The 20,935-nt window shown below is 69.6% G+C and carries 19 protein-coding genes; 10 read left to right on the forward strand and 9 right to left on the reverse strand.

Annotated elements, in window-relative coordinates:
* Nucleotides 1-3 precede the first annotated feature (3 nt).
* The 3 genes from GO591_RS13185 to GO591_RS13195 all read left to right on the forward strand — a co-directional run bounded on the left by GO591_RS13185 (nucleotide 4) and on the right by GO591_RS13195 (nucleotide 3,925).
* Entirely contained in the window at nucleotides 4-930 is a 927-nt protein-coding gene (locus GO591_RS13185) for an ornithine cyclodeaminase family protein (RefSeq protein WP_157157242.1), read from the forward strand.
* A gap of 53 nt (nucleotides 931-983) precedes the next feature.
* Entirely contained in the window at nucleotides 984-2,027 is a 1,044-nt protein-coding gene (locus GO591_RS13190; RefSeq protein ID WP_157157243.1) for a Gfo/Idh/MocA family protein, read from the forward strand.
* A gap of 284 nt (nucleotides 2,028-2,311) precedes the next feature.
* Nucleotides 2,312-3,925, forward strand: a complete 1,614-nt coding sequence (locus GO591_RS13195) for a DEAD/DEAH box helicase (RefSeq protein ID WP_157157244.1) — start codon at nucleotides 2,312-2,314, stop codon at nucleotides 3,923-3,925.
* A 225-nt stretch (nucleotides 3,926-4,150) separates the two neighbouring features.
* Here GO591_RS13195 and GO591_RS13200 read toward each other — a convergent pair whose 3' ends face one another.
* On the reverse strand, nucleotides 4,151-4,693 hold the full coding sequence (locus GO591_RS13200; RefSeq protein WP_157157245.1) for an NUDIX hydrolase family protein: 543 nt from the start codon (nucleotides 4,691-4,693) through the stop codon (nucleotides 4,151-4,153).
* Between the two features lie 93 nt (nucleotides 4,694-4,786).
* On the opposite strand from GO591_RS13200, the gene GO591_RS13205 reads away from it, so the two are divergent.
* Genes GO591_RS13205 through GO591_RS13220 form a run of 4 tightly spaced genes read left to right on the forward strand, consistent with a single transcriptional unit; the run spans nucleotide 4,787 to nucleotide 11,920 of the window.
* A complete protein-coding gene (locus GO591_RS13205; RefSeq protein WP_157157246.1) occupies nucleotides 4,787-5,395 on the forward strand; it encodes an alpha/beta hydrolase in 609 nt (202 codons plus the stop codon).
* A 43-nt stretch (nucleotides 5,396-5,438) separates the two neighbouring features.
* Nucleotides 5,439-10,166 carry an Lhr family helicase gene (locus tag GO591_RS13210; RefSeq protein ID WP_157157247.1) on the forward strand — a complete coding sequence of 1,576 codons (4,728 nt, stop codon included), beginning with the start codon at nucleotides 5,439-5,441 and terminating at the stop codon, nucleotides 10,164-10,166.
* Nucleotides 10,159-10,938 carry a DNA-formamidopyrimidine glycosylase family protein gene (locus GO591_RS13215; protein WP_157157248.1) on the forward strand — a complete coding sequence of 260 codons (780 nt, stop codon included), beginning with the start codon at nucleotides 10,159-10,161 and terminating at the stop codon, nucleotides 10,936-10,938. Before GO591_RS13210 ends, GO591_RS13215 begins: the two co-directional genes overlap by 8 nt.
* A 58-nt stretch (nucleotides 10,939-10,996) precedes the next feature.
* Nucleotides 10,997-11,920 carry a hypothetical protein gene (locus GO591_RS13220; protein ID WP_157157249.1) on the forward strand — a complete coding sequence of 308 codons (924 nt, stop codon included), beginning with the start codon at nucleotides 10,997-10,999 and terminating at the stop codon, nucleotides 11,918-11,920.
* Here GO591_RS13220 and GO591_RS13225 read toward each other — a convergent pair.
* The 4 genes from GO591_RS13225 to GO591_RS13240 all read right to left on the reverse strand — a co-directional run bounded on the left by GO591_RS13225 (nucleotide 11,909) and on the right by GO591_RS13240 (nucleotide 14,257).
* Nucleotides 11,909-12,193, reverse strand: coding sequence for a hypothetical protein (locus tag GO591_RS13225; protein ID WP_157157250.1), 285 nt, complete (start codon nucleotides 12,191-12,193; stop codon nucleotides 11,909-11,911). The two genes, GO591_RS13220 and GO591_RS13225, sit on opposite strands and share 12 nt — an antisense overlap.
* A complete protein-coding gene (locus GO591_RS13230) occupies nucleotides 12,190-12,783 on the reverse strand; it encodes a hypothetical protein (protein ID WP_157157251.1) in 594 nt (197 codons plus the stop codon). The genes GO591_RS13225 and GO591_RS13230 overlap by 4 nt, the downstream gene beginning before the upstream one ends.
* Before the next feature lie 73 nt (nucleotides 12,784-12,856).
* Nucleotides 12,857-13,498, reverse strand: coding sequence for a hypothetical protein (locus tag GO591_RS13235; RefSeq protein ID WP_157157252.1), 642 nt, complete (start codon nucleotides 13,496-13,498; stop codon nucleotides 12,857-12,859).
* A gap of 84 nt (nucleotides 13,499-13,582) precedes the next feature.
* On the reverse strand, nucleotides 13,583-14,257 hold the full coding sequence (locus GO591_RS13240; protein WP_157157253.1) for a LysR family substrate-binding domain-containing protein: 675 nt from the start codon (nucleotides 14,255-14,257) through the stop codon (nucleotides 13,583-13,585).
* A 44-nt stretch (nucleotides 14,258-14,301) separates the two neighbouring features.
* Here GO591_RS13240 and GO591_RS13245 point away from each other — a divergent pair, with 44 nt between their 5' ends.
* A complete protein-coding gene (locus GO591_RS13245; RefSeq protein ID WP_157157932.1) occupies nucleotides 14,302-14,670 on the forward strand; it encodes a DUF5997 family protein in 369 nt (122 codons plus the stop codon).
* Nucleotides 14,671-14,760: 90 nt separating this feature from the next.
* Here GO591_RS13245 and GO591_RS13250 read toward each other — a convergent pair whose 3' ends face one another.
* From GO591_RS13250 to GO591_RS13260, 3 genes are read right to left on the reverse strand one after another with little or no spacing between them, the layout of a single operon-like run.
* Complete coding sequence (locus GO591_RS13250) at nucleotides 14,761-15,966, reverse strand: FAD-dependent oxidoreductase (RefSeq protein WP_198295475.1); 1,206 nt, start codon at nucleotides 15,964-15,966, stop codon at nucleotides 14,761-14,763.
* The gene (locus GO591_RS13255; RefSeq protein WP_157157254.1) at nucleotides 15,956-16,654 is read right to left on the reverse strand and encodes a class I SAM-dependent methyltransferase; all 699 of its coding nucleotides are present in this window, start codon (nucleotides 16,652-16,654) and stop codon (nucleotides 15,956-15,958) included. Before GO591_RS13255 ends, GO591_RS13250 begins: the two co-directional genes overlap by 11 nt.
* Nucleotide 16,655: 1 nt before the next feature.
* Nucleotides 16,656-17,765, reverse strand: coding sequence for a type III polyketide synthase (locus GO591_RS13260; RefSeq protein ID WP_157157255.1), 1,110 nt, complete (start codon nucleotides 17,763-17,765; stop codon nucleotides 16,656-16,658).
* Between the two features lie 123 nt (nucleotides 17,766-17,888).
* On the opposite strand from GO591_RS13260, the gene GO591_RS13265 reads away from it, so the two are divergent.
* Nucleotides 17,889-18,401 (forward strand): flavin reductase family protein, encoded by a 513-nt coding sequence (locus GO591_RS13265; RefSeq protein WP_157157256.1) that lies wholly within the window; start codon nucleotides 17,889-17,891, stop codon nucleotides 18,399-18,401.
* A gap of 41 nt (nucleotides 18,402-18,442) precedes the next feature.
* Here the strand turns inward: GO591_RS13265 and GO591_RS13270 are convergent, their stop codons facing one another.
* Nucleotides 18,443-19,951 (reverse strand): glyceraldehyde-3-phosphate dehydrogenase, encoded by a 1,509-nt coding sequence (locus GO591_RS13270; protein WP_157157257.1) that lies wholly within the window; start codon nucleotides 19,949-19,951, stop codon nucleotides 18,443-18,445.
* A 215-nt stretch (nucleotides 19,952-20,166) separates the two neighbouring features.
* Between GO591_RS13270 and GO591_RS15990 the strand changes: the two genes are divergently transcribed.
* On the forward strand, nucleotides 20,167-20,925 hold the full coding sequence (locus GO591_RS15990; protein ID WP_370455287.1) for an HNH endonuclease family protein: 759 nt from the start codon (nucleotides 20,167-20,169) through the stop codon (nucleotides 20,923-20,925).
* Nucleotides 20,926-20,935 lie beyond the last annotated feature (10 nt).

A 20,935-nucleotide genomic window follows, 5' to 3' on the forward strand; every position in this document is an offset into this window, starting at 1 on the left:
AGCATGGCCACTGCTGTCCCCACCTGGATTCCCGCCGACGAAATCTTCCGCCGGCTCGATTTCGCCGGAGCCGTTCACGCGATCGACGCCGCCCTGCGCGACGGGTTCGACCCCGCGCATGATCCGGCCCGGCAGATCGTCGATGTCACGGCAGGGCAGTTGCTGCTGATGCCGTCGCAGACGCGTGATTTCGTCGGCACCAAGCTGCTCTCGGTGAGCCCAGACAACCCGGCCCGCGGCCGGGAGCGGATCCAGGCGCTGTACGTGCTGATGGATGCCGAGACGCTCACGCCGATGCTGCTGCTGGACGGCACCGCCCTGACCACGCTGCGCACTCCGGCGGTCTCCGCGGTCGCCGCCCGGTATCTCGCCCCGGATGGCGTCTGCGATGTGGTCGTGTTCGGGTCCGGACCGCAGGCGGAGGGTCATGTGGCCGCGCTGCGCACGGTGCGCGAGCTGGGCCGAGTGCGGATCGTCGGCCGGGATGCCGAGCGCGCCGAAGCCCTTGCGGCGCGGCTGGCCGGCACCGGGGTGGATGCCGCGGTCGGCACGCCAGCGGATATCGCCTCGGCGGGGATCGTCATCGCCGCGACCACCGCCGCAGTGCCGCTGTTCGATGGCGCCCTGGTCAGGGGTGACGCCCTGGTCATCGCCGTCGGCTCGCACGAGCCGGACCGCCGGGAGCTCGACACCCAGTTGATCTCGCGCTCGCAGGTCGTCGTCGAAGACACCGCAACCGCGTTGCGGGAAGCGGGCGACGTGATCATCCCGGTCGGCGAGGGAGCAATGGATGCCGCTTCCTTGGTTCCGCTGCGGCAGGTGGTGACCGGGGAGGTTGCCGTCGATCGCTCCCGTCCGCGGGTGTTCAAGAGCGTCGGAATGTCCTGGCAGGACCTCGTCGTCGCCGCGGCCGTGCACCGGCGTGGGTAGGTCTCGGCAGGCTCGACCAGCGAGGGCGGGCGGTCAGCTGCTTTGATGTGCGCATGACCTTCCCCTTCGCGCTGCCGCTGCCGTCGCATCCGGATCCGCGTGACGCGCCGGTGCTGCGGTGGGGCGTTATCGGCCCCGGTGTGATCGCCATCGACTTCGTTGCGGCCTTGCTCAAGCACTCGAACCAGCAGGTGGTCGCCGTCGGCTCTCGCAGCGCCGACCGCGCGCGAGCCTTTGCGGAACGATTCGGCATCGCGCGTGCGTACGGCTCCTATGAGGAACTTGTCGCCGACGCCGAGGTGGATGCGATCTACGTCGCCACCCCCATGAGCGAACACCATGCGAACGCGCTCCTGGCCATCGGCGCGGGCAAACCAGTCCTGGTTGAGAAGTCCTTCACCCGAACCGCGGCTGAGGCCCGCGACATCCGCGATCACGCGCGCGCCGCCGGCGTGCTGGTGATGGAGGCGATGAAGACCCGCTACCAACTGCAGCGGCAGGTGATCGACCGTTTGCTCGAGGACGGCGTGCTCGGCGAACTCGACAGCGTGGTCGCCCAGTTCAGCGCGCCGATCCCCTACGCCGCTGACAGCCGTCTGTTCAACCCGGCGCTCGGTGGCGGAGTGTTGCTCGACATCGGGGTTTACCCGCTCTCGTTCGCAGCGAGCCTGCTGGGTGAGTTCAGCGACGTGCAGGCGACCGGCACGCTCGCCGCTTCGGGCGTCGACGACTCGTTCGCCGCGGTGCTGACCACTCCGAGCGGCTCTCGCGCGATGGTGAGCGCCAGCTGGCGTGGCACCGGACCCGTGCGCGCCGAGATCAACGGCCGTCAGGCGCGCATCGAGCTCGGCGAGCCGTTTCAGAACCCCGCCCCACTGCGGCTGATCTCCGCCCACGGCGAGCGGCGACTGGAGTGGGAAGACCGGCGCTACTCCGGCCGCGAAGGCATGGTCTTCCAGGCGGCAGCGTTCGCGCGGTACCTGCACGACGGGCTCACCGACTCGCCGCTGCTCGGGCTCGACGAGAGCGTGAGGGTGATGGAGTTGCTCGACGACCTGCGGCACCGCATCGGCGCTCGGTTCGCCGACGAACGATGACCAGACGCGGGCCTGTGTCGGGCACGAGCCGAGACATCCGGTAGTCTTACCTGACTTGTGCACGCAATTGCGCGTGCCCTGCGTCGTAGAACGCTCCCTCTTCTCACCGGTAGCACCTGACAACTGCCCCGGTTCGTAGAAATCTTTCTCACGGCGATCGATTGTGCCGATCGGCACTCTCGCCAACTTGGTCTCGACAAGCTCGACCAGCGGAAACTGGTTCGACCAGCGGAAAGCTGACTCGATCAGACTCCCCGAGGCCACTCACCCGAAAAGGTACCTCTTTGTCTGAAACCACTTTTAGCGCGCTCGGCGTGCCCGCCCCGATCGTTTCCGCCCTCGCGAAGGACGGCAAGACCACGGCGTTCCCGATCCAGGTCGACACGCTGCCCGACACCATGAGCGGCCGCGACGTGCTCGGCCGTGGCAAGACCGGCTCGGGTAAGACCCTCGCGTTCTCGATCCCGATGGTCGCGCGCCTCGGCGGCAAGCTGTCCGGTGGCAAGCGCCGCGCCGGACGCCCGCTCGGCCTCGTGCTTGCCCCCACCCGTGAGCTCGCGACCCAGATCGCGGCAGCCATGCAGCCGCTCGCCGACGCGTACGGCCTGAAGACCACCACGATCTTCGGCGGCGTCTCGCAGAACCGTCAGGTTGCCGCGCTGAAGGAAGGCGTCGACATCGTCGTCGCCTGCCCCGGCCGGCTCGAAGACCTGATGAAGCAGAACTTCGTCTCGCTCGACGCGGTGGAGATCACCGTGCTCGACGAGGCCGACCACATGGCCGACCTGGGCTTCCTGCCCGGCGTCACCCGCATCATGAACGCCACCCCGGACTCCGGTCAGCGCCTGCTGTTCAGCGCAACGCTCGACAACGGCGTGGACAAGCTGGTGAAGAAGTTCCTCCACAACGAGGTGATGCACTCGGTCGATGAGGCGAACTCGCCCGTCGCCGCGATGACCCACCACGTGTTCGAGGTGCCTGCCGACGACAAGATCGCGCTCGTGCGCACCCTCGCCTCGGGCACCGGTCGCCGCATCCTGTTCATGCGCACCAAGCACCACGCCAAGAAGCTTGCCAAGCAGCTCACCGAGGCTGGCATCCCCGCCGTCGACCTGCACGGCAACCTGTCGCAGCCGCAGCGCGACCGCAACCTGGCCGCGTTCAGCGATGGCTCGGCTCGCGTTCTGGTGGCCACGGATGTCGCCGCCCGCGGTGTGCACGTGGACAACGTGGAACTCGTTGTGCACGTGGACCCGCCGATGGAGCACAAGGCATACCTGCACCGCTCGGGCCGCACCGCCCGCGCCGGCAGCGAGGGTGACGTCGTCACCGTGATGACCCCGTCGCAGCGCAAGGACGTCGCAGTGCTGCTGCGCAAGGCCGGCATCGCGGTCGAGCCCCTCTCGGTCACCGCGACCTCAGCAGCAGTCACCGCACTGGTCGGCGACGTCGCCGCGTACGTCAAGCCGCAGCCGAAGGCCGCTGTATCGCAGGGTGGTGGCACTTCACAGGGCGCCAACGCCCGCCGCAAGCGCACCGCTCGCGACGAGCGCACTGGTCTGGCGCCCCGCCGCGACCGGTCGGGACGTCCGGCCGAGGGCCGCAGCAGTCGTCCGGCAGAAGCTGGAGCCGCGGCATCCGGTCGCTCGGGTGGCCGCGCAGCCGGTGCCGGTGCTGCCGGTGGCGAGCGCCGGTCGTCTGACCAGCCGAAGCACGGTCATGGCCGTCCGACCACCGAGGGCTCGCACGCTCCCCGGTCGCGTCGGGCTTCCGCGCCGTCGGGCGCCGGTTCGGCTCGTGCCTTCAGCACGTCGACCGGGGCCGGGTCGACCGACTTCCGCACCGCCGGACAGTCCCAGGGCGGCCAGCGCCGCCCCAACCGTCGCGCGCAGGGCTAAAGCCCGCAGCATCCGTCTCACCACAACGGCCCCAACCTTCACGGTTGGGGCCGTTTGGCGTCTCGGCCGGACGTCTGTGCCTGTCTGGTGCGTTTGTGCCTGCGCGCGCCGGCACAAACGTACCGAAGGGGCACGGACACTCAGCCGCGGGACCCGCAGCGGGCGCGAGGGTCTCGGCAGGCTCGACCAGCGGGGAGGCGAGCCGGGGGGCGAGCGGGGTGCCTGCTACGGCAGCACGCCCGCCGAGGCGAGGGCCGCGCGCAACAGCGTCCCCCGGCCGCCTTCCATTTCGGCGGAGACGGAAGCGGATGCCGCCTCCGCGGGTGTCATCCAGGTGAGCTCCAGCGCATCCTGCCGCGGTTCGCAGGTGCCGGTGACCGGCACCACGTAGGCCAGCGCCACCGCGTGTTGGCGGTCATCGTGGAACGTCCCGACGCCGGGCAGCGGGAAGTACTCAGCCACCGAGAACGGCACCGGCGAGGCCGGCAGCAGCGGGAAGGCCATCGGGCCGAGGTCCTTCTCGAGGTGCCGGAACAGCGCATCGCGCAGCGTCTCGCCGTACATCACCCGGCCGGACACCAGGGTGCGGGTGATCTCTCCCGCCGGGTTCGCGCGGAGCAGCACTCCGACTTCGGTCACCGTGCCGAGCCCATCGACTCGCACGGGGACCGCCTCGACGTAGAGCAGCGGCAACCTTCGCCGGGCTTCCGCCAGTTCATCGTCAGAGAGCCAGGCGGAGTTCGGGTCAGGGGTGCCAACGGATGCCATGTCCCTATTCTGTCTTCCCTTCCCGTACGGATCGGGAATCCCATCGGTACAGTTGCGGGTTGGGGTTACCGAACCCTAGGAAAGGCGGCACAGATGAAGCTCGACTCGAACGCGGTGGTGTGGTCGGCACCCGAAGCTGAACGCGCCGGACGGCCGCTGCTCGTGATGATGCACGGGCTTGGCTCGAACGAGTCGGATCTGTTCGGCCTGGCCCCGTATCTGCCGCTCGAGCCGGTCGTCGCCTCGCTGCGCGCGCCGCTCGAGTATGGCCCGGGCTACGCCTGGTTCCTCGCCGAGGGCGACCGGGAGCCGGCAGCGAACGAAGCATCCGCCGCCGTCCTCGACTGGCTGGACGAACAGCAGTTCACCTCGGTCGGGCTGCTCGGCTTCTCGCAGGGCGGCGCGATGACCATGCAGCTGATGCGGCATCGCCCCGAACTGTTCTCGTACGCGGTGAACCTGTCGGGCTTCGCCATCCCGAGCTCCCATAACGGTGACGCGGTGCTGGCCGAGCGCAAGCCGCCGGTGTTCTGGGGCTACGGCACCGCCGACCGGGTGATCGACCCGGACTTCATCAGCTACACCGACGGATGGCTGCCGGAGCACACCAGCCTCACCCGGCGCGTCTACGAGGGCCTGGCGCACGGCATCTCACAGCAGGAGCTCGCCGACATCGCCGCCTTCGTGAAGGACCACCAATAAGCCCGACGGCGCGAAGGTCGGTGGCATCCGTTTAGATAGACGGATGAGCACCCTGCTCGGAAACTTCTCCGCCGCGACGCGCGAGTGGTTCACCGGCGCGTTCCCGGCCCCGACGGACGCGCAGCTGGGCGCCTGGGAGACGATCTCGGGCGGTTCGCATGCGCTGGTCATCGCGCCCACCGGGTCGGGCAAGACGCTCGCCTCGTTCCTCTGGGCGATCGACCGGCTGGCCTCCGAACCGGTACCCGAGGACCCGCTGCACCGCACCCGGGTGCTCTACATCTCGCCTCTGAAGGCACTCGGCGTCGACGTGGAGCGCAACCTGCGCTCACCGCTGGTGGGCATCACCCAGACCGCCAGGCGGCTCGGCGTTCCCGTGCCCGATATCAGCGTCGGCGTGCGCTCGGGCGACACCTCCAGCCAGGAGCGTCGGATGCTGCTGCGCAGGCCGCCGGACATCCTGATCACCACCCCTGAGTCGCTGTTCCTGATGCTCACCAGCGCGGCCCGCGACACCCTCGCCGGGGTCGAGACGGTCATTGTCGATGAGGTGCACGCGGTGGCCGCGACCAAACGCGGCGCCCACCTGGCGCTCTCGCTGGAACGGCTGGACCAGCTGCTGCCGAAGCCCGCGCAGCGCATCGGCCTGTCCGCGACCGTGCGCCCGCCGGAAGAGGTGGCCCGGTTCCTCGGTGGTGCGGCGCCGGTCACGATCGTGGCGCCGCCCGCGTCGAAACGGTTCGACCTGCGCGTCGCGGTGCCGGTGGAGGACATGTCCGAGCTCGGCACCACGAGCGAGGACGGCACCGGCAACCAGGGCTCGATCTGGCCGCATGTCGAGGAGGAGATCGTCGACCGGGTGCTTGAGAACCGGTCGACCATCGTCTTCGCGAATTCGCGGCGGCTCGCGGAGCGGCTCACCTCGCGGCTGAACGATATTTATGCGGAACGGATGTTTCCGACCTTGGAGGACGAGCTCGCCGAGACCTCACAAGGGGTCTCGGCAGGCTCGACCAGCGGAGCGGGCTCGACCGGCGGAGGGGGCTCGACCAGCGGAGCGGGCTCGACCGGCGGAGGGGGCTCGACCAGCGGAGCGGGCTCGACCGGCGGAGGGGGCTCGACCAGCGGCGGGATGCCTGCGGCGATCATGGGCCAGTCCGGGTCGACGGCGGCGGTCGCCACCGAGACCGAGCTGCTCGCCCGCGCCCACCACGGCTCGGTGTCGAAAGACCAGCGGGCGATCATCGAGGACGATCTCAAGAGCGGTCGGCTGCGCTGCGTCGTCGCCACCTCCTCGCTGGAACTTGGCATCGACATGGGCGCCGTCGATCTGGTGATTCAGGTGGAGTCACCACCGTCGGTGTCCAGCGGGCTGCAGCGGATCGGCCGCGCCGGGCACCAGGTCGGCGAGATCTCGCGCGGCGTGCTGATGCCGCAGCATCGTGCCGACCTGATCCACGCGGCGGTCACCAGTGAGCGGATGACCGCGGGACTGATCGAAGAGCTGGCGATTCCGCAGAACCCGCTCGACATCCTCGCCCAGCACACCGTTTCGGCGGTTGCCCTCGACGCGGTGGAGATCGAGGACTGGTTCCAGACCGTGCGGCACAGCGCACCGTTCGCAACCTTGCCGCGCAGCGCCTTCGATGCCACCCTCGACCTGCTCAGCGGCCGCTACCCGAGCGACGAGTTCGCCGAGCTTCGGCCCCGCATCGTCTGGGACCGGGTGAACGGCATGCTCACCGGCCGGCCCGGTGCGCAGCGACTCGCGGTCACCAGCGGCGGCACCATCCCCGACCGGGGACTGTTCGGGGTGTTCATGGTGGGGGCCTCGACGGCGCGTGGCAGCGGCCGGGTCGGCGAACTCGACGAGGAGATGGTCTACGAGTCCCGGGTCGGCGACGTCTTCGCGCTCGGCACCACCAGCTGGCGGATCGAGGAGATCACGCACGACCGGGTGATGGTCAGTCCGGCGTTCGGGCAACCCGGCCGGGTGCCGTTCTGGAAGGGCGATTCCCTCGGCCGTCCCGCCGAGCTCGGCCAGGCGATCGGCGCGTTCACGCGGGAGGTGGCCTCCTCGCTGGCCGCCGGCGAGACCGAGGAAGCCTCCATCCGGGATCGGCTGCTCGCCAGCGGACTCGACGACTACGCGGTGACCAACCTGCTCTCCTTCGTCGCCGAGCAGAAGCAGGCCACCGGTCAGGTGCCGACCGAGAAGACCCTGGTTGTCGAGCGATTCCGCGATGAGCTCGGCGACTGGCGGGTCATCCTGCACTCCCCGTACGGCATGAAGGTGCACGCGCCGTGGGCGCTCGCGGTCACCGCGCGGGTGCGGGAACGCTACGGCTTCGACGGCGCCGCGATGGCGGCCGACGACGGGATCGTGGTGCGGCTGCCGGAGACGGATGCCGATGCCCCCGGCGCGGAACTGTTCGTGTTCGAGGCATCCGAACTCCCCGACCTGGTGACCACCGAGGTCGGCGGCTCGGCGCTGTTCGCGTCGCGCTTCCGCGAATGCGCGGCCCGTGCCCTGCTCCTGCCGAAGTACAACCCGGGCCGGCGCTCGCCGCTCTGGCAGCAGCGGCAGAAGGCCTCGCAGCTGCTCGAGGTGGCGCGCAAGTACCCGGCGTTCCCGATCGTGCTGGAAACCGTGCGCGAAGTGCTGCAGGACGTCTACGACCTGCCCGCGCTGACCAGGGTCGCCGCCGAGATCGCCGGGAGGCGCATCCGCATCGTCGAGACCGAGACCCAGCAGGCGTCGCCGTTCGCGCGAGCGCTGCTGTTCGGGTACGTCGCCGCGTTCATGTACGAGGGCGACTCGCCGCTGGCCGAGCGGCGTGCCGCGGCGCTGTCGCTGGATCCGACACTGCTTGCCGAACTGCTGGGCACCACCCAGCTGCGGGAGCTGCTCGACGCCAAGGTGATCGACCAGGTGGAGCAGGAACTGCAGCGCCTGGTTCCGGAGCGCAAGGCGAAGGATGCCGAGGGCGTCGTCGACCTGCTGCGACTGCTCGGGCCGCTGTCGGTCGAGGAGATCGCGGAGCGGACGGTACTCACGCGGCCGGTCGAGCCTGATGGGCTCGATCAGCGGGAGGTGCTCGATCAGCGGGAGGTCATCACAGGCTGGCTGACCGAGCTGGCCCGCGCGAACCGGGTGCTGCCCGTGCAGATCGCCGGAACCGCACGCTGGGCGGTGGTTGAAGACGCCAGCCGGCTGCGCGATGCGCTCGGCGTTGCCCTGCCGATCGGCGTGCCCACCGCGTTCATCGAGCCAGTGCCTGACCCGATCGGCGACCTGATCAGCCGGTACGCCCGCACCCACGGCCCGTTCACCGTCATCGACGCCGCCGCCCGATTCGGGCTCGGCACCGCGGTCGTGCACGAGGCGCTGCGCCGGCTCGGGGCCGACCGGCGGGTGATCGACGGCGAGTTCCGGCCGGACGCGAGCGGACCGGAATGGGTGGATGCCGAGATCCTGCGCAGACTGCGCAGCCGCTCGCTCGCCGCACTTCGCCAGGAAGTGGAACCGGTCAGCCAAGACACCCTGGCCCGGTTCCTGCCCGTCTGGCAACACGTCGGCGGTCGGCTGACCGGCGTCGACGGTCTGGTGCAAGTGATCGACCAGCTCGGCGGGTTGGCCCTGCCGGCCTCGGCATGGGAGTCCATCGTGCTGCCGTCTCGGCTGCGCGACTACTCCCCCGCCTGGCTCGACGAGCTGACAACCACGGGTGAGGTGCTCTGGACCGGCAACGGCGCTCTGCCCGGCAGCGACGGCTGGATGGGACTGCACCTCGCCGACAGCGCCCAGCTGACCCTTCCCGTGCGAGACACCCCTGTCGTCGAGGACTCCCCGCTCGAACAGGCGATCGTCGACTCGCTCGGGCACGGGGGCGCGTTCTTCTTCCGGCAGCTGAGCGGCATGGTCGGCGCCACCCTGGGCGTGATCGACGACAAAGACCTCGTCGAAGCGCTCTGGGACCTCGTGTGGGCGGGTCGGCTCACCAACGACACCCTCGCCCCGTTGCGCAGCCGGGTCGGCGGTCCGACGAAGGCCCGGATGCCGCGGGCCCGCGCCTACCGCGGTCGCGGCCGCCTCGCCATGCCCAGCCAATCCGGTCCGCCGACCGTGGCCGGCCGGTGGTCGCTGGTACCGGCAGCGGAGACCGACCCGACCGTGCGCGCGGCGGCGACCGCCGAGCGGCTGCTCGACCGGTACGGCGTGGTCACCCGCGGCGCGGTGATGGCGGAGGGCCAGCCCGGCGGCTTCGCGCTCGCCTACAAGGTGCTCAAGGGCTTCGAGGAGACCGGCCGTGCCCGCCGCGGCTACTTCGTCGAAGGCCTCGGCGCGGCGCAGTTCGCCACCGGCGCGACGGTCGACCGGCTGCGCAGCTTCAGCCGGGAACCGGATGACGAGAGCCCGACCACCGCGGTGACCCTGGCCGCGACCGACCCGGCGAACCCGTACGGGGCGGCGCTCGGATGGCCGGAGGCGGAGGGACACCGGCCCGGCCGCAAGGCCGGCGCCCTAGTCGTGCTGGTCAACGGTGCGCTCACCCTCTACGTCGAACGCGGCGGCAAGACCGTGCTCACCTTCGGTGACACGGGACTCGATGACGCCGCCACGTCGCTGGCCCGCACCGTACGCGCCGGCCTTGGCCGGATGCGGGTCGAGAAGATCAACGGCGAGTTCGCGATCGGAACCCCGCTCGGGCAGGCACTGGAACGGGCAGGCTTCGTGCCCACCCCGCAGGGGCTGAGGCTGCGTGCCTGAGGGGGATACCGTCTTCCGCACCGCGCGGCGACTGGATGAGGCACTCAGCGGGGCGGACCTCACCGTCTGCGACATCCGCGTCCCGAAATTCGCGACCGTTGATCTGACCGGGCAGACCGTGCACTCGACGGTATCGCGCGGCAAGCATCTGCTCACCCGGATCGGCGATTCGACCGTGCACACGCACCTGAAGATGGAGGGCTCCTGGCGGCTGTTCCGGCCGGGCGAGCGCTGGACCCAGCCGGCGTGGAAGGCCCGGATCGTGCTCGGCACCGCCGGCTGGACGGCAGTGGGCTTCGAGCTCGGGCTGGTCGAGGTGCTGCCCACCAGCGCGGAGGCCGACGCTGTCGGCTACCTCGGCCCGGACGTGCTCGGCCGGGACTGGGACGAATCCGAGGCGCTGCGGCGGATGCTCGCGCACCCCAAGGTGCCGATCGGCGTCGCCCTGATCGACCAGACGGTGATCGCAGGCCTCGGGACCGTGTACCGCAATGAGGCGCTGTTCCTGCGCGGCATTCGTCCGGAACGACCGGTTCAGGATGTCCCGGACCTGCCCGGCCTGATCACCCTCGCCCGTCGGCTGATCCTGGCGAACCGCGACCGTAACGAACGGGTGACCACCGGCAATACCCGCCGCGGCGAGCGCACCTGGGTCAGCCACCGGCAGGGTGAGCGCTGCCGGCGGTGCGGCACCCCGATCCAGAAGGGCCAGCTCGGGCCGAACGAGCTGATGGAACGCGACACCTACTTCTGCCCCCACTGCCAGCTGTAGGAACTTTGGGGGGATAGCCCCGTGGCCACCGCCGGAGCACCGCTGGCAGCCTGACGATATGTCAACCCCATCGCTCGTTCCCGTCCGCGTGCTTCCGGAGTTCGCCACTCTTCGGTTCACTGGCCCGCAGAAGGTCCTCCTCGGCGCGGGACTCCTGCTGCTGGTCTCCGCCCTCGTGCACGCGGTGGTCTTCCTGGCCTCGGGAACGCCGTGGGAGGGGCCGGTGTCCTGGCGCAAGCCGATCCTGTTCGGGTTCTCATTCGGCATCACGGCGGTGACGATCGCCCTGTTCGCCGGGGCGATCCGGATGCGTCCGTGGCTCGCCTGGGCGATGCTCGGCACCCTCGCCGTGACCTCGGTGGCCGAGACCGCGCTCATCACGCTGCAGACCTGGCGCGGCGTGCCGTCGCACTTCAACTTCACGACCGCATTCGACGCCATGGTGTTCTCGGCGATGGGAGCGGTGGTCTCAGTGATCGCCCTCGTGCTCGTGGTGCTAACCGTGCTGACCTTCACCTCGATGCGAGATGTGCCGGGCAGCGTGAAGCTCGCGATCCGCGCCGGGATGGTGCTGCTGCTGGTCGGGCAGGCGCTCGGCGGGATGATCATCGCCGTCGGCATCCCACCCGTTGTGACCGGCGACGAAGCTGCGGCGTTCGGCGCCGAAGGCGTGCTGTTCGGCGATGCCGGCATCCTCAAGTCGCCGCATGGCGTCGCGATGCACGCGCTTCAAGTGCTGCCGCTGCTGGCCTGGCTGGCGCCCGTCGCCGGGCTGGCCGAATCCCGAACACGCCGCGCGGTGCTGGCGGCGACGATCGGCTACACCCTGGTGCTCGGGGTCAGCCTGCTGCAGACCTTCACCGGGCAGGCGCCGTTTGCCCTCGGCGTGCCGATGCTGGCGCTGGCGCTGGTGGGCATCCTGCTGGTGGCGGTGCCGTACGGACGCGTCGGACTGGCGCTGCTCGGTCGGCTACGCGGTTGACCGCGGCGCATGCCGCCAGCGCACCGCCTGCGCGAACAGCAGCCCCAGCGCCATGGCGATGATCAGGCTCGCGGCGGAACCGAAGAACGGCGTGAACACCGTGTGCTGGCTGCCGAAGTCGCGGTCGGTGTAGCGGATGATCTCGGGAGTGATCGTGAGGAGCAGCCCCTTCTCGCTGGCTTCCCGCAGACCCTCCAGCTCGACCAGGAACCAGACGGTGGTGGCCAGCGCGACCAGCCCCAACGCAGCCCAGGCGAGTCTGAAGGGTTTCATCGCTGAGGCGCTCGCCAGTGCAGGGCGTACAGCACCAGCACCGTCACCAGGGTGGCGATGCCCAAGGTCATGCACCATGGCCCGACGGTGACGAAGAACTGCTGCAGGATGAAGCTGTCAGGGTCGCGGTTGGTGCCGGCGTACAGGTCGGCGATCTGCCATTGCGCCCAGATACCGAATACGGTGAGCGCGGCGCCCACCCCGAGCAGCACAATCACGAATGGATTTCCCCGCAGCACCATGCCGCGGGATGCATCGGGCTCGACATCCGGATCGATAGTGGAGCGGGCGTCGACGCTCTGGTCGGTGCCGAATGGTCCGGGGGCGGCCGCTTGGTCAGCTTGGTGGGTCGCGCCCGGCGCGCCGAGCGGGCGCGCGTAGGGTGCGGATGCCGCGGTCTGCGCGTTCTGCGGTGGGGCGGGCACGGGCGGCGGAACGACTGTCGGCCCTGGCATCGCCCTGGTGATGTCTCGCGGAATGCGCTCCACCGGTTCAGCGGCGCGCAAGTGCGGTTCGGTGCCGTGCCGGGAGCGGTCGTAGCCGCGCTGGAACGCCGGGTTGTAGCGGGGGTCGATCGCATCCTTGGGCATAGTGCTCCCTCTCCATGCGGGAGCCTAGCGGCAGCGAGCGCGGGTGACTAGGCGTCTGAGCGCCACCGCTGCCTCACTTCGGTGTCCGCCAGTGCAGGGCATAGAGCACGAGGACGGTGACGAGCGTGCCGATGCCGATCGTCATGCACCACGGGCCTATGCCGGCGAGGAACTCGTCCAGGACGAGTTCGTCCGGGCTCCGATAGCTGCCCGTCCTGCCGTCGGCGGCGCCCCACTGCCCCCACAGCCCGAGCAGCATCAGGAACACTCCGACACCGATGAGGGCATAGATGAACGGATTGCCGCGGAGCACCATCCCCGGCCGCGCTGCCTGGTCGTTGTCGCCCGGCGCGGCGGTGTCGGCGGGTGCAGTTGCGTCGGTTGCGTAGACTTCCGGAACCGGAGCCCGGGTGGGCACGCGGGGTACCGCGGATTCGCCGATGCCGCGCATGCGGGTCGGCTCGCGCGTCGGGACCCATATCGGCTCACGTGCGGGCAGTCGTGTCGGGTCGCGCGTCCAGTCACGCATGCTCGACGTGTCGACAACCGGCTCCTCGGTGGCAGGGGCGGACGGGCTCGGCGCCTCGGCGGGCGGGGATTCGACCTTCGAGTCGCGGATGCCCCTCTGACCCGCGGGCGAAGTGCCAGGCCGAGCGCGATCAAACCCGCGCTGGAAAACCGGGTCGTAGCGTGGATCGAAGGAGTCGTCCGTCATTCGCTGCTCCTAATCGGAGCCTAGTCCCCGCACCCGAGCCGGTCGATGGTCGGCGCAGATCGGCGCTGGTCGCCGCTGATCGGGTCAGCGGCCGCGCTTCTTGCGCGGCTTCGGCGCGCCCGACGACTGCCGGTGCGCACGTTTCGGAGCGGGTTTGCGGGCAGGCTTCGCGGTTGCCGGCCGTTTCGGCTTCTCGGGCTTCTCGGCAGGCGGGGTCGGCGTCGCCCGTGAGCTGCGCGCGGTACGACCGCGCACGATGCCGACGAGCTCCTCGGTCAGCTCGGACTCGGTGTCGGCCAGCCAGGCCAGTCCCACCTCGGTCGGTTCCGCATCGGTCACCGGCCGGTACTTCACGTCTTTCCGCCCGTACAGCCGGGCGACCGAGTGCGGCAGCAGGGCGACCCCGGCGCCGGTTGCGACGACCTCAATCAGCTGCGCGTCGGTCAGGTCGGGCAGCTCAAGCATGGTCTCCCCTGCCAGGTCGGCGAGGGTCACCTCGTCGAATTCGGTCACCGGATGCTCCTTGGGCACGACCACCACCGGCTGCTCGACGTACAACGGGATCAGGTGGACCCCGTCGCGGTCGATCGGCAGCCGGACGAGGCTCATGTTCGCCCGTCCGTCCCGCAGCGCGGCGACCTGGTCCGCGACATCCGTCTGCAGCAATGTGAGCGGCTCATCCGGTCGCCGTTCCGCCCAGATGCGCGCCCACTTCGCCGGCGTCACGCCGGGGACATACGCGAGCGTGAATGCGGCCATGGTGCTCTCAGCGTACGCTGTTGTGAATGAGCTCCTCCCAGTCGATGAAGCCCGCCACGGCAGCCAAAAAGCTGGGCGTGTATCTCCCGGCGACGCCGGCGGAATTCCAGGACGGCACGATCACCCGCGACGAGTTCAACGAGTTGCAGGCGCACCCGCCGGCATGGCTGGTCGAGTTGCGGCAGAACGGCCCGCACCCGCGCCCGGTGGTCGCGCACAAGCTCGGGATCTCGACCTCGGGGCTGTCCCGCGCCGGGGTGACCGACGCGCTCACCACCGCCGAGATCACCGCGCTGCTCGAGAAGCAGCCGGAATGGCTGCGCACCGAGCGTGCCACGCACGCCGAGGTGCACGCCGAGAACATGCGGATCAAGGCTCGGGATGCCGAGCGCCGCAGCCGTTCGACCACCTAGCCCTTCGCTGAAGCGCGAGCCTACGCAAGTGGGGGTTTTCAGCCCGGATAAGCCCCATTTGCGCAGGCTCGGCGGGACTCGAGCGCGCGCTCAGAGCCAGCGCATGGTGAATGCGCGTGCCAGCAGGGCTCGCACCGGAGGGGTCGCGAGCGTCCGCATCAAGGCGGTGCGGGCGGCGAACACCGGACCGGACGCCGGTCGTCCCATCGACATGTTGAAGGCCGCCTGCCGTGCCGCACGGAGCGCCGAGCGCCGCCGCTTGCTCGCATAGCTGCGAAGTGCCGGTTCCCGCCAGTCCTCGGGGGACGGATGCCGCAACGCTTCGGCCAGCGCCGGGGCGAGGGCCGCGGCATCCAGCCAGCCCAGGTTCATCCCCTGCCCACCGATCGGACTGATCTCGTGAGCAGCGTCGCCGATCAGGGCCACCCGCCCGCGCACGAAGTTCGCGGCGATGTGCTGGTGGGCTTCGAACGCGCTGGCCTCGGCGTCCGCAGCGCCAGCGGATTCGCCGAGGATCGTGTCGCCCGTGCGCTGTTGCACGATCGAGGCCAGCCGGCGCAGCGTCGGTTCGGCATCGAGCCGGGTGGTCAGTGCCACCCAACGGCGCATCCCTGCCGGCATCGGGAAGGATTCGACAACCCCTTCCGCCTCGAAACTGAGCACCGCGGTGTTGTTGGGCAGGTCCGTGACATCCGGGATATCGGCCATCAGGTAGCTCTGCGTCCTGCCGAATCGCCGCCAGCGGATGCCGGCCGAGGCGCGCACCCGGCTGCGGGCGCCGTCCGCGCCGACGACGAAGCGGCTCTCGATCACCCCGCCGGGAGTGCGCAGCCGCACGCGTTCGGCGTGCTGGCGCAGGTCGTGCACCACGACGCCGCGCCGCAGTGCGCCGGGGCGGAGGCTTTCGAGGCGGTCGCGGAGGATCCGTTCGGTCTCAGGCTGCGGCAGGGTGATGATCGAGTCCGGCCGGAACACCAGCCGCCCGAGGGTACGACCGCCGGAGCGGGCGACACCGTCATGAATCCGGGTGGCGCCGGCGAGCACCGGATCGGCGACGCCCGCGGCGGCCAGGATCCGCAACGCGGGCGGGTGGATGCCGATTGCCCGCGTCCGGTGGGACGGCGTCGTGCGCCGCTCGAGCACTTCCACGTCGACGCCGTGCTGGGCGAGCAACACCCCGATCAGCAAGCCCACCGGGCCGCCGCCGACGACGACCACGTCCCGCACCCGGCTCGCCGATGCGTCGCCCGACGCATTGCCCGATGTGCGCCCGGACGGCGCCGGGTCAGCGGGCACCGGGGCTCCAAGTGAGCAGCAAGCGGGACGGCTCCTGCCGGATCACCCGCCAGCGAGGCGGCACAGTCTCGCGCAGTTCGGCCAGCGTGTACGACCGGCGGATCGAGGCGAGCCCGTCGTGGCGGATGAACGAGTCGCGGAACAGGAACATCGTGGCCGCCCCGAACCCGGCGTAAGCCCAGCGAGTGCGAACCAGGTCGGCGTGCACGGCGGCGACCCGGCTCAGCCGCTCGCTGTCGGCGAGGAGCCCGGTGAAGGCGTCCTCGTCGAGGTGGTGCAGCACGTGGTTCGAGATCACGAAGTCGAAGACGGCACCTTCGGCGACCAGGTCGGAGGTGTGCGCCCGCCTGAAGTACACACCCGCGGAGGGCTCATGCTGGATGGCGTATTGGTAGGCGCGCGGATCCGGATCGATCGCCGTGACCGTCAACTGCACCCCGTCGGCTCGGGCCCAGCGGGCGAGCCCGCGGGCGATGTCACCGCCGCCCGCGCCGACATCGAGCAGCGTGCGCGGCTCGGTCGGCGACAACCAGGGGCGGATGAGTCGGCGATACGTCTTGCGCCAGCCGGACACCACCGGGTTGACGATCGCGAACGCGGCATAGCTATGGCGGAGCGCGATCGGGTCGCAGTCAGGATCGTCTATGTACTCGGTGAGCGAGACCGCCCGCTGCTCAAGCGACACCATGTCAGGCCACCGTCATCAGGCCGGATTCCACGGTGAGACCCGGGCCGAACGCCATCGCCAGCACTCGTTCTCCGGGTTCCGTCGCCGGCTCTTCGAGGATGTGCTTGAGCACGAACAACACGGTGGTGCTCGACATGTTGCCGTAGGCGCGCAGCGTCTCCCGGGCGGGCACCAGCTGCGCCTCGCTCAGCCCGAGTTTCGCTTCGACCTTGTCGAGGATGCTGCGACCGCCCGGATGGATCGCCCAGTGCTGCACGTCGCCGACCCGCACGCCGGCACCATTCAACAGCGGGTCGAGGGCCCCCTCGATGTGCTCGTCGATGATGTGCGGAACGTAGGAGCTGAGGACCATCTCGAAGCCCTCGTCGCCGATCTTCCAGGCCATGTCGGCCTCACCGACCGGGGTGATCGCCGTTTCGAACCCGTCCAGATCGAATCCGGCCTCCGCCTCGGCGATCGGTCGGTTGCTCACCACGCCCGCGCCGGCGCCGTCGGCGAACAATGATGCGGCGACGATCTGGTCGGGGTCGTTCGATGAGCGCACGTGCAGGGTGCACAGCTCGACGCTGACCACCAGCACCACCGCATCCGGGTCGGCGTTGCAGAGTTGCTTGGCGAGCCGCAGCGCGGGCATCGAGGCGTAGCAGCCCATGAAGCCGAGGTGGAAACGTTGGGTGTCGCGGTCGAGGCCGAGTTCGCGGACGATCAGGTAGTCCGGGCCGGGCGCGAAGAACCCGGTGCAGGAGACGGTGATCACGTGGCTGACCTCGTGCGCGGCGATCCCTGCCGCCTGCAGCGCCCGGCGGGCGGCCTCGACGAACAGCTGGCCACCGGCGTCGATGTACAGCTCATTGCGGGTTCGCGTGCCGGGTGACAGCAGCAGTCGCCGGTCACGGTCGAAGAACTGCGGATTCTCGGACTGCTCGTTCCAGGTGAACTCGCCGATCACGGTGTGCCGCTTCTCGATACCGGAGGCGTCGAACGCGGCCGTGATCAGGCGTTGCGCGAGCCGACTGAGATCGGGCTGGGTGGCGAATACGTCGCGGACATCGTTCTGCACGAGGACGGTTTGCGGAACAACGGTCTCGAGCCCTCTCAGCGTCACTGCCATGGGACATCCTAGGCACGCCCACCCTCGCAGCGGCAGGGTGTGTGAGTTAGCCGAAAATGCTAGTGTTCGGCGCCGCGGACTAGCATTTTCGGCTAATTCACGGTGGGTGGCAGGATGAGGGGCATGCAGCCCGGTGACCGACTCGAACCGGAAGCGTTCACCGAAGACGGTTACCGCCTGCTCAGTTCGTACGCGGCGTCCGGTGTCGCCATCGTCTCGACCAGGCTGCGCGGCCGGGATTACGCGGCGACTGTGACCGCGTTCCTGTCGGTGTCATATGACCCGCCGACAATGCTCGTGAGCCTGTTCGAGTTGTCTCGGATCGCCGAGGCGGTCGACGAGTCCGGCACCTGGGCGCTCACCCTGCTCGGACGCGACCAGCAGCACACCGCCCGCCGGCTGTCGAGCGCTGGCGCGCCGGTCGAGGGCATGTTCGATCAGATTCCGCATGGCCGTGGGCCGGTGACGGATGCCGCCATCCCCACCGGTTCGGTCGCCTGGTTCGAGGTGAAGACCAGTGCCGTGCACACCGCCGCGACGCACCAGTTGTTCGTGGGCGAGGTGCTCAGCATGGGACGCTTCGGCGAGCGCGAGCCGCTCGTGCACTACGGCTCGCTGTACCGCGACTTGCGGTGAGCCGCCGAGGCAGGCCGGCAGCCGAGGCAGCCGAGGCAGCCTCAGGCCGAGGCGCCCACCAGCTCGCCGGGCGCTTCGTCCGCAGGCTCAGTAGCTGCCACCGCCACCGCTTCCCGTGCCGGGAACACCCGCGGGTGGCTGCCGGCGATCTGCTCGATCACCCGGACGACCTGGCAGCTGTAGCCGAACTCGTTGTCGTACCAGACGTAGAGCACCAGGTTCTTGCCGGTCGAGATGGTGGCCAGTCCGTCCACCACGCCCGCCCGGCGCGAACCGACGAAGTCGGTGGAGACCACCTCGGGCGAGTCGATGTAGTCGATCTGCTGCCGCAGCGGGGAGTGCAGCGACATCCCGCGCAGGTAGGCGTTGACGTCGTCCTTGGTCGCCTCCCGCTCGAGCGTGAGGTTCAGGATCGCCATCGAGACGTCCGGGGTGGGCACGCGGATGGCGTTTCCGGTGAGCTTTCCGGCGAGCTCGGGCAGCGCCTTGGCCACAGCCTTCGCGGCTCCGGTCTCGGTGATGACCATGTTCAACGCGGCCGCGCGGCCACGACGGTCGCCCTTGTGGAAGTTGTCGATCAGGTTCTGGTCGTTCGTGAACGAGTGCACCGTCTCGACGTGGCCGTGCACGACGCCGTACTCGTCGGTGATCGCCTTGAGCACCGGGGTGATGGCGTTGGTGGTGCAGGATGCCGCGGAGAGGATGGCGTCCTCCGCGGTGATCGCGTCGTGGTTGATGCCGTGCACGATGTTCTTGATGTCGCCCTTGCCGGGCGCGGTGAGCAGCACACGGGCGACGCCCTTGGACTGCAGGTGCTGCGAGAGTCCCTCGCGGTCGCGCCAGCGTCCGGTGTTGTCGACGACGACGGCGTTGTTGATGCCGTACACGGTGTAGTCGACCGTGGCCGGGTCATCCGAGTAGATCACCTGGATCAGGGTGCCGTTGGCGAGGATGGTGTTGTTCTGCTCGTCGATGGTGATCGTGCCCTCGAACGGGCCGTGCACCGAGTCGCGGCGCAGCAGGCTGGCGCGCTTCACCAGGTCCTTCTCGCCGCCCTTGCGCACCACGATGGCGCGCAGCCGCAGGCCCTGACCGCCGCCGTCGTGGGCTATCAGGATGCGGGCGAGCAACCGGCCGATGCGGCCGAAGCCGTAGAGCACGACGTCGGTCGAGTCGCCGTCGGCCGGGCCGTCGAGCACGGGTGACAGCTCGGCGCGCAGGAACTCTTCGAGCGTGCGCCCCTCGCCGATCTCCGCGAACCGGCCGAGCAGCTTGGCGAGGTCGATGGACGCTGCACCGAGGTCAAGCCGGCTGAGGATCTCAAGCAGCGGAAGGGTCTGCTCGACGGCGAGCTCGGTGTTGTCCAGCTGCCGGGCGTAGCGGTGTGCCTTCAGGATGCCGATGGCCGACTTGTGGATCAGGCGCCGCCCGTGAATGGAGACCACGACCCCACGTTCCCGATAGAGCGATCCGATCAGCGGGATCATTCGCTCGGCGATTGCCTCGCGGTGCATCCAGTTGGTGAGCGCGGCGTCGGACTCGTGGTTCATGGCTTCCCTTGTTCGGCAGCAGAGTATTCGTTTGCTAAAGCTCGCCGGGTGGGCGATCTCATCCATTCTCTCAAGATCGGGCCCCTCTTACGGCTCAAACGCGCATGAAGGGTCGGCCGCGTCATCGATATTCGAAAGAACGGCGGTTCTTTCGCTCGGTGTCGGGAGTCGCGGATAGGCTGTCGGGGTCCCCCACCACCCCGAGGAGCTCCACCGTGCCACGATCCCGTCGCCGGCGCGGACGGATGTCGCAGCTGCTGCTCGGCACCGGCGTAGCCGTCCTGCTCGCCGCAGCCGCCGCCCTCGGTATCGGTGTCGCGGGCGACGCCGAGCCGCTGCAGGCGGACACCGCGGCATCCGACTCGAGCACACCGGCGGAGTCCAACCCACCCGTCCCCGCCGCGACCGGCACCGCGTTCGCCCAGCTCGAGACGATCCCGATCAAGGGCAAGGCTCCGCAAACCGGTTACGACCGCGACGAGAAGTTCGGCAACGGCTGGCTCGACACTGACCGCAATGGCTGCGACACCCGCAACGACATGCTCGCCCGCGACCTCACCGACATCGCCCGCGAAGGACCGTGCACGGTGCTCACCGGCGACCTTGTCTCGCCGTACACCGGTGAGACGATCGAGTTCGTCCGCGGCAATGAGACCTCCATGCACGTGCAGGTCGACCACGTCGTGGCGCTGTCGAACGCCTGGCAGACCGGCGCCCAGCAGCTCAGCCAGGAGGACCGCGAAGCGTTCGCCAACGATCCGCTGAACCTGCTCGCCGTCGACGGCACCTCGAATCAGCAGAAGGGCGACGGGGATGCCGCGACCTGGCTGCCGTCGAACAAGGACTTCCGCTGCGACTACATCGCCCGGCAGGTCGCGGTGAAGGCGAAGTACGGACTGTGGATGACGCAGGCCGAGCACGGCGCGAGTATCCGGGTGCTCTCGCAGTGCCCCGAGCAGCCTGCGCTGTACTGACTCCTTGCTC

Origin of the sequence: Diaminobutyricimonas sp. LJ205 (assembly GCF_009755725.1) — a bacterium.
GTDB lineage: Bacteria > Actinomycetota > Actinomycetes > Actinomycetales > Microbacteriaceae > Ruicaihuangia.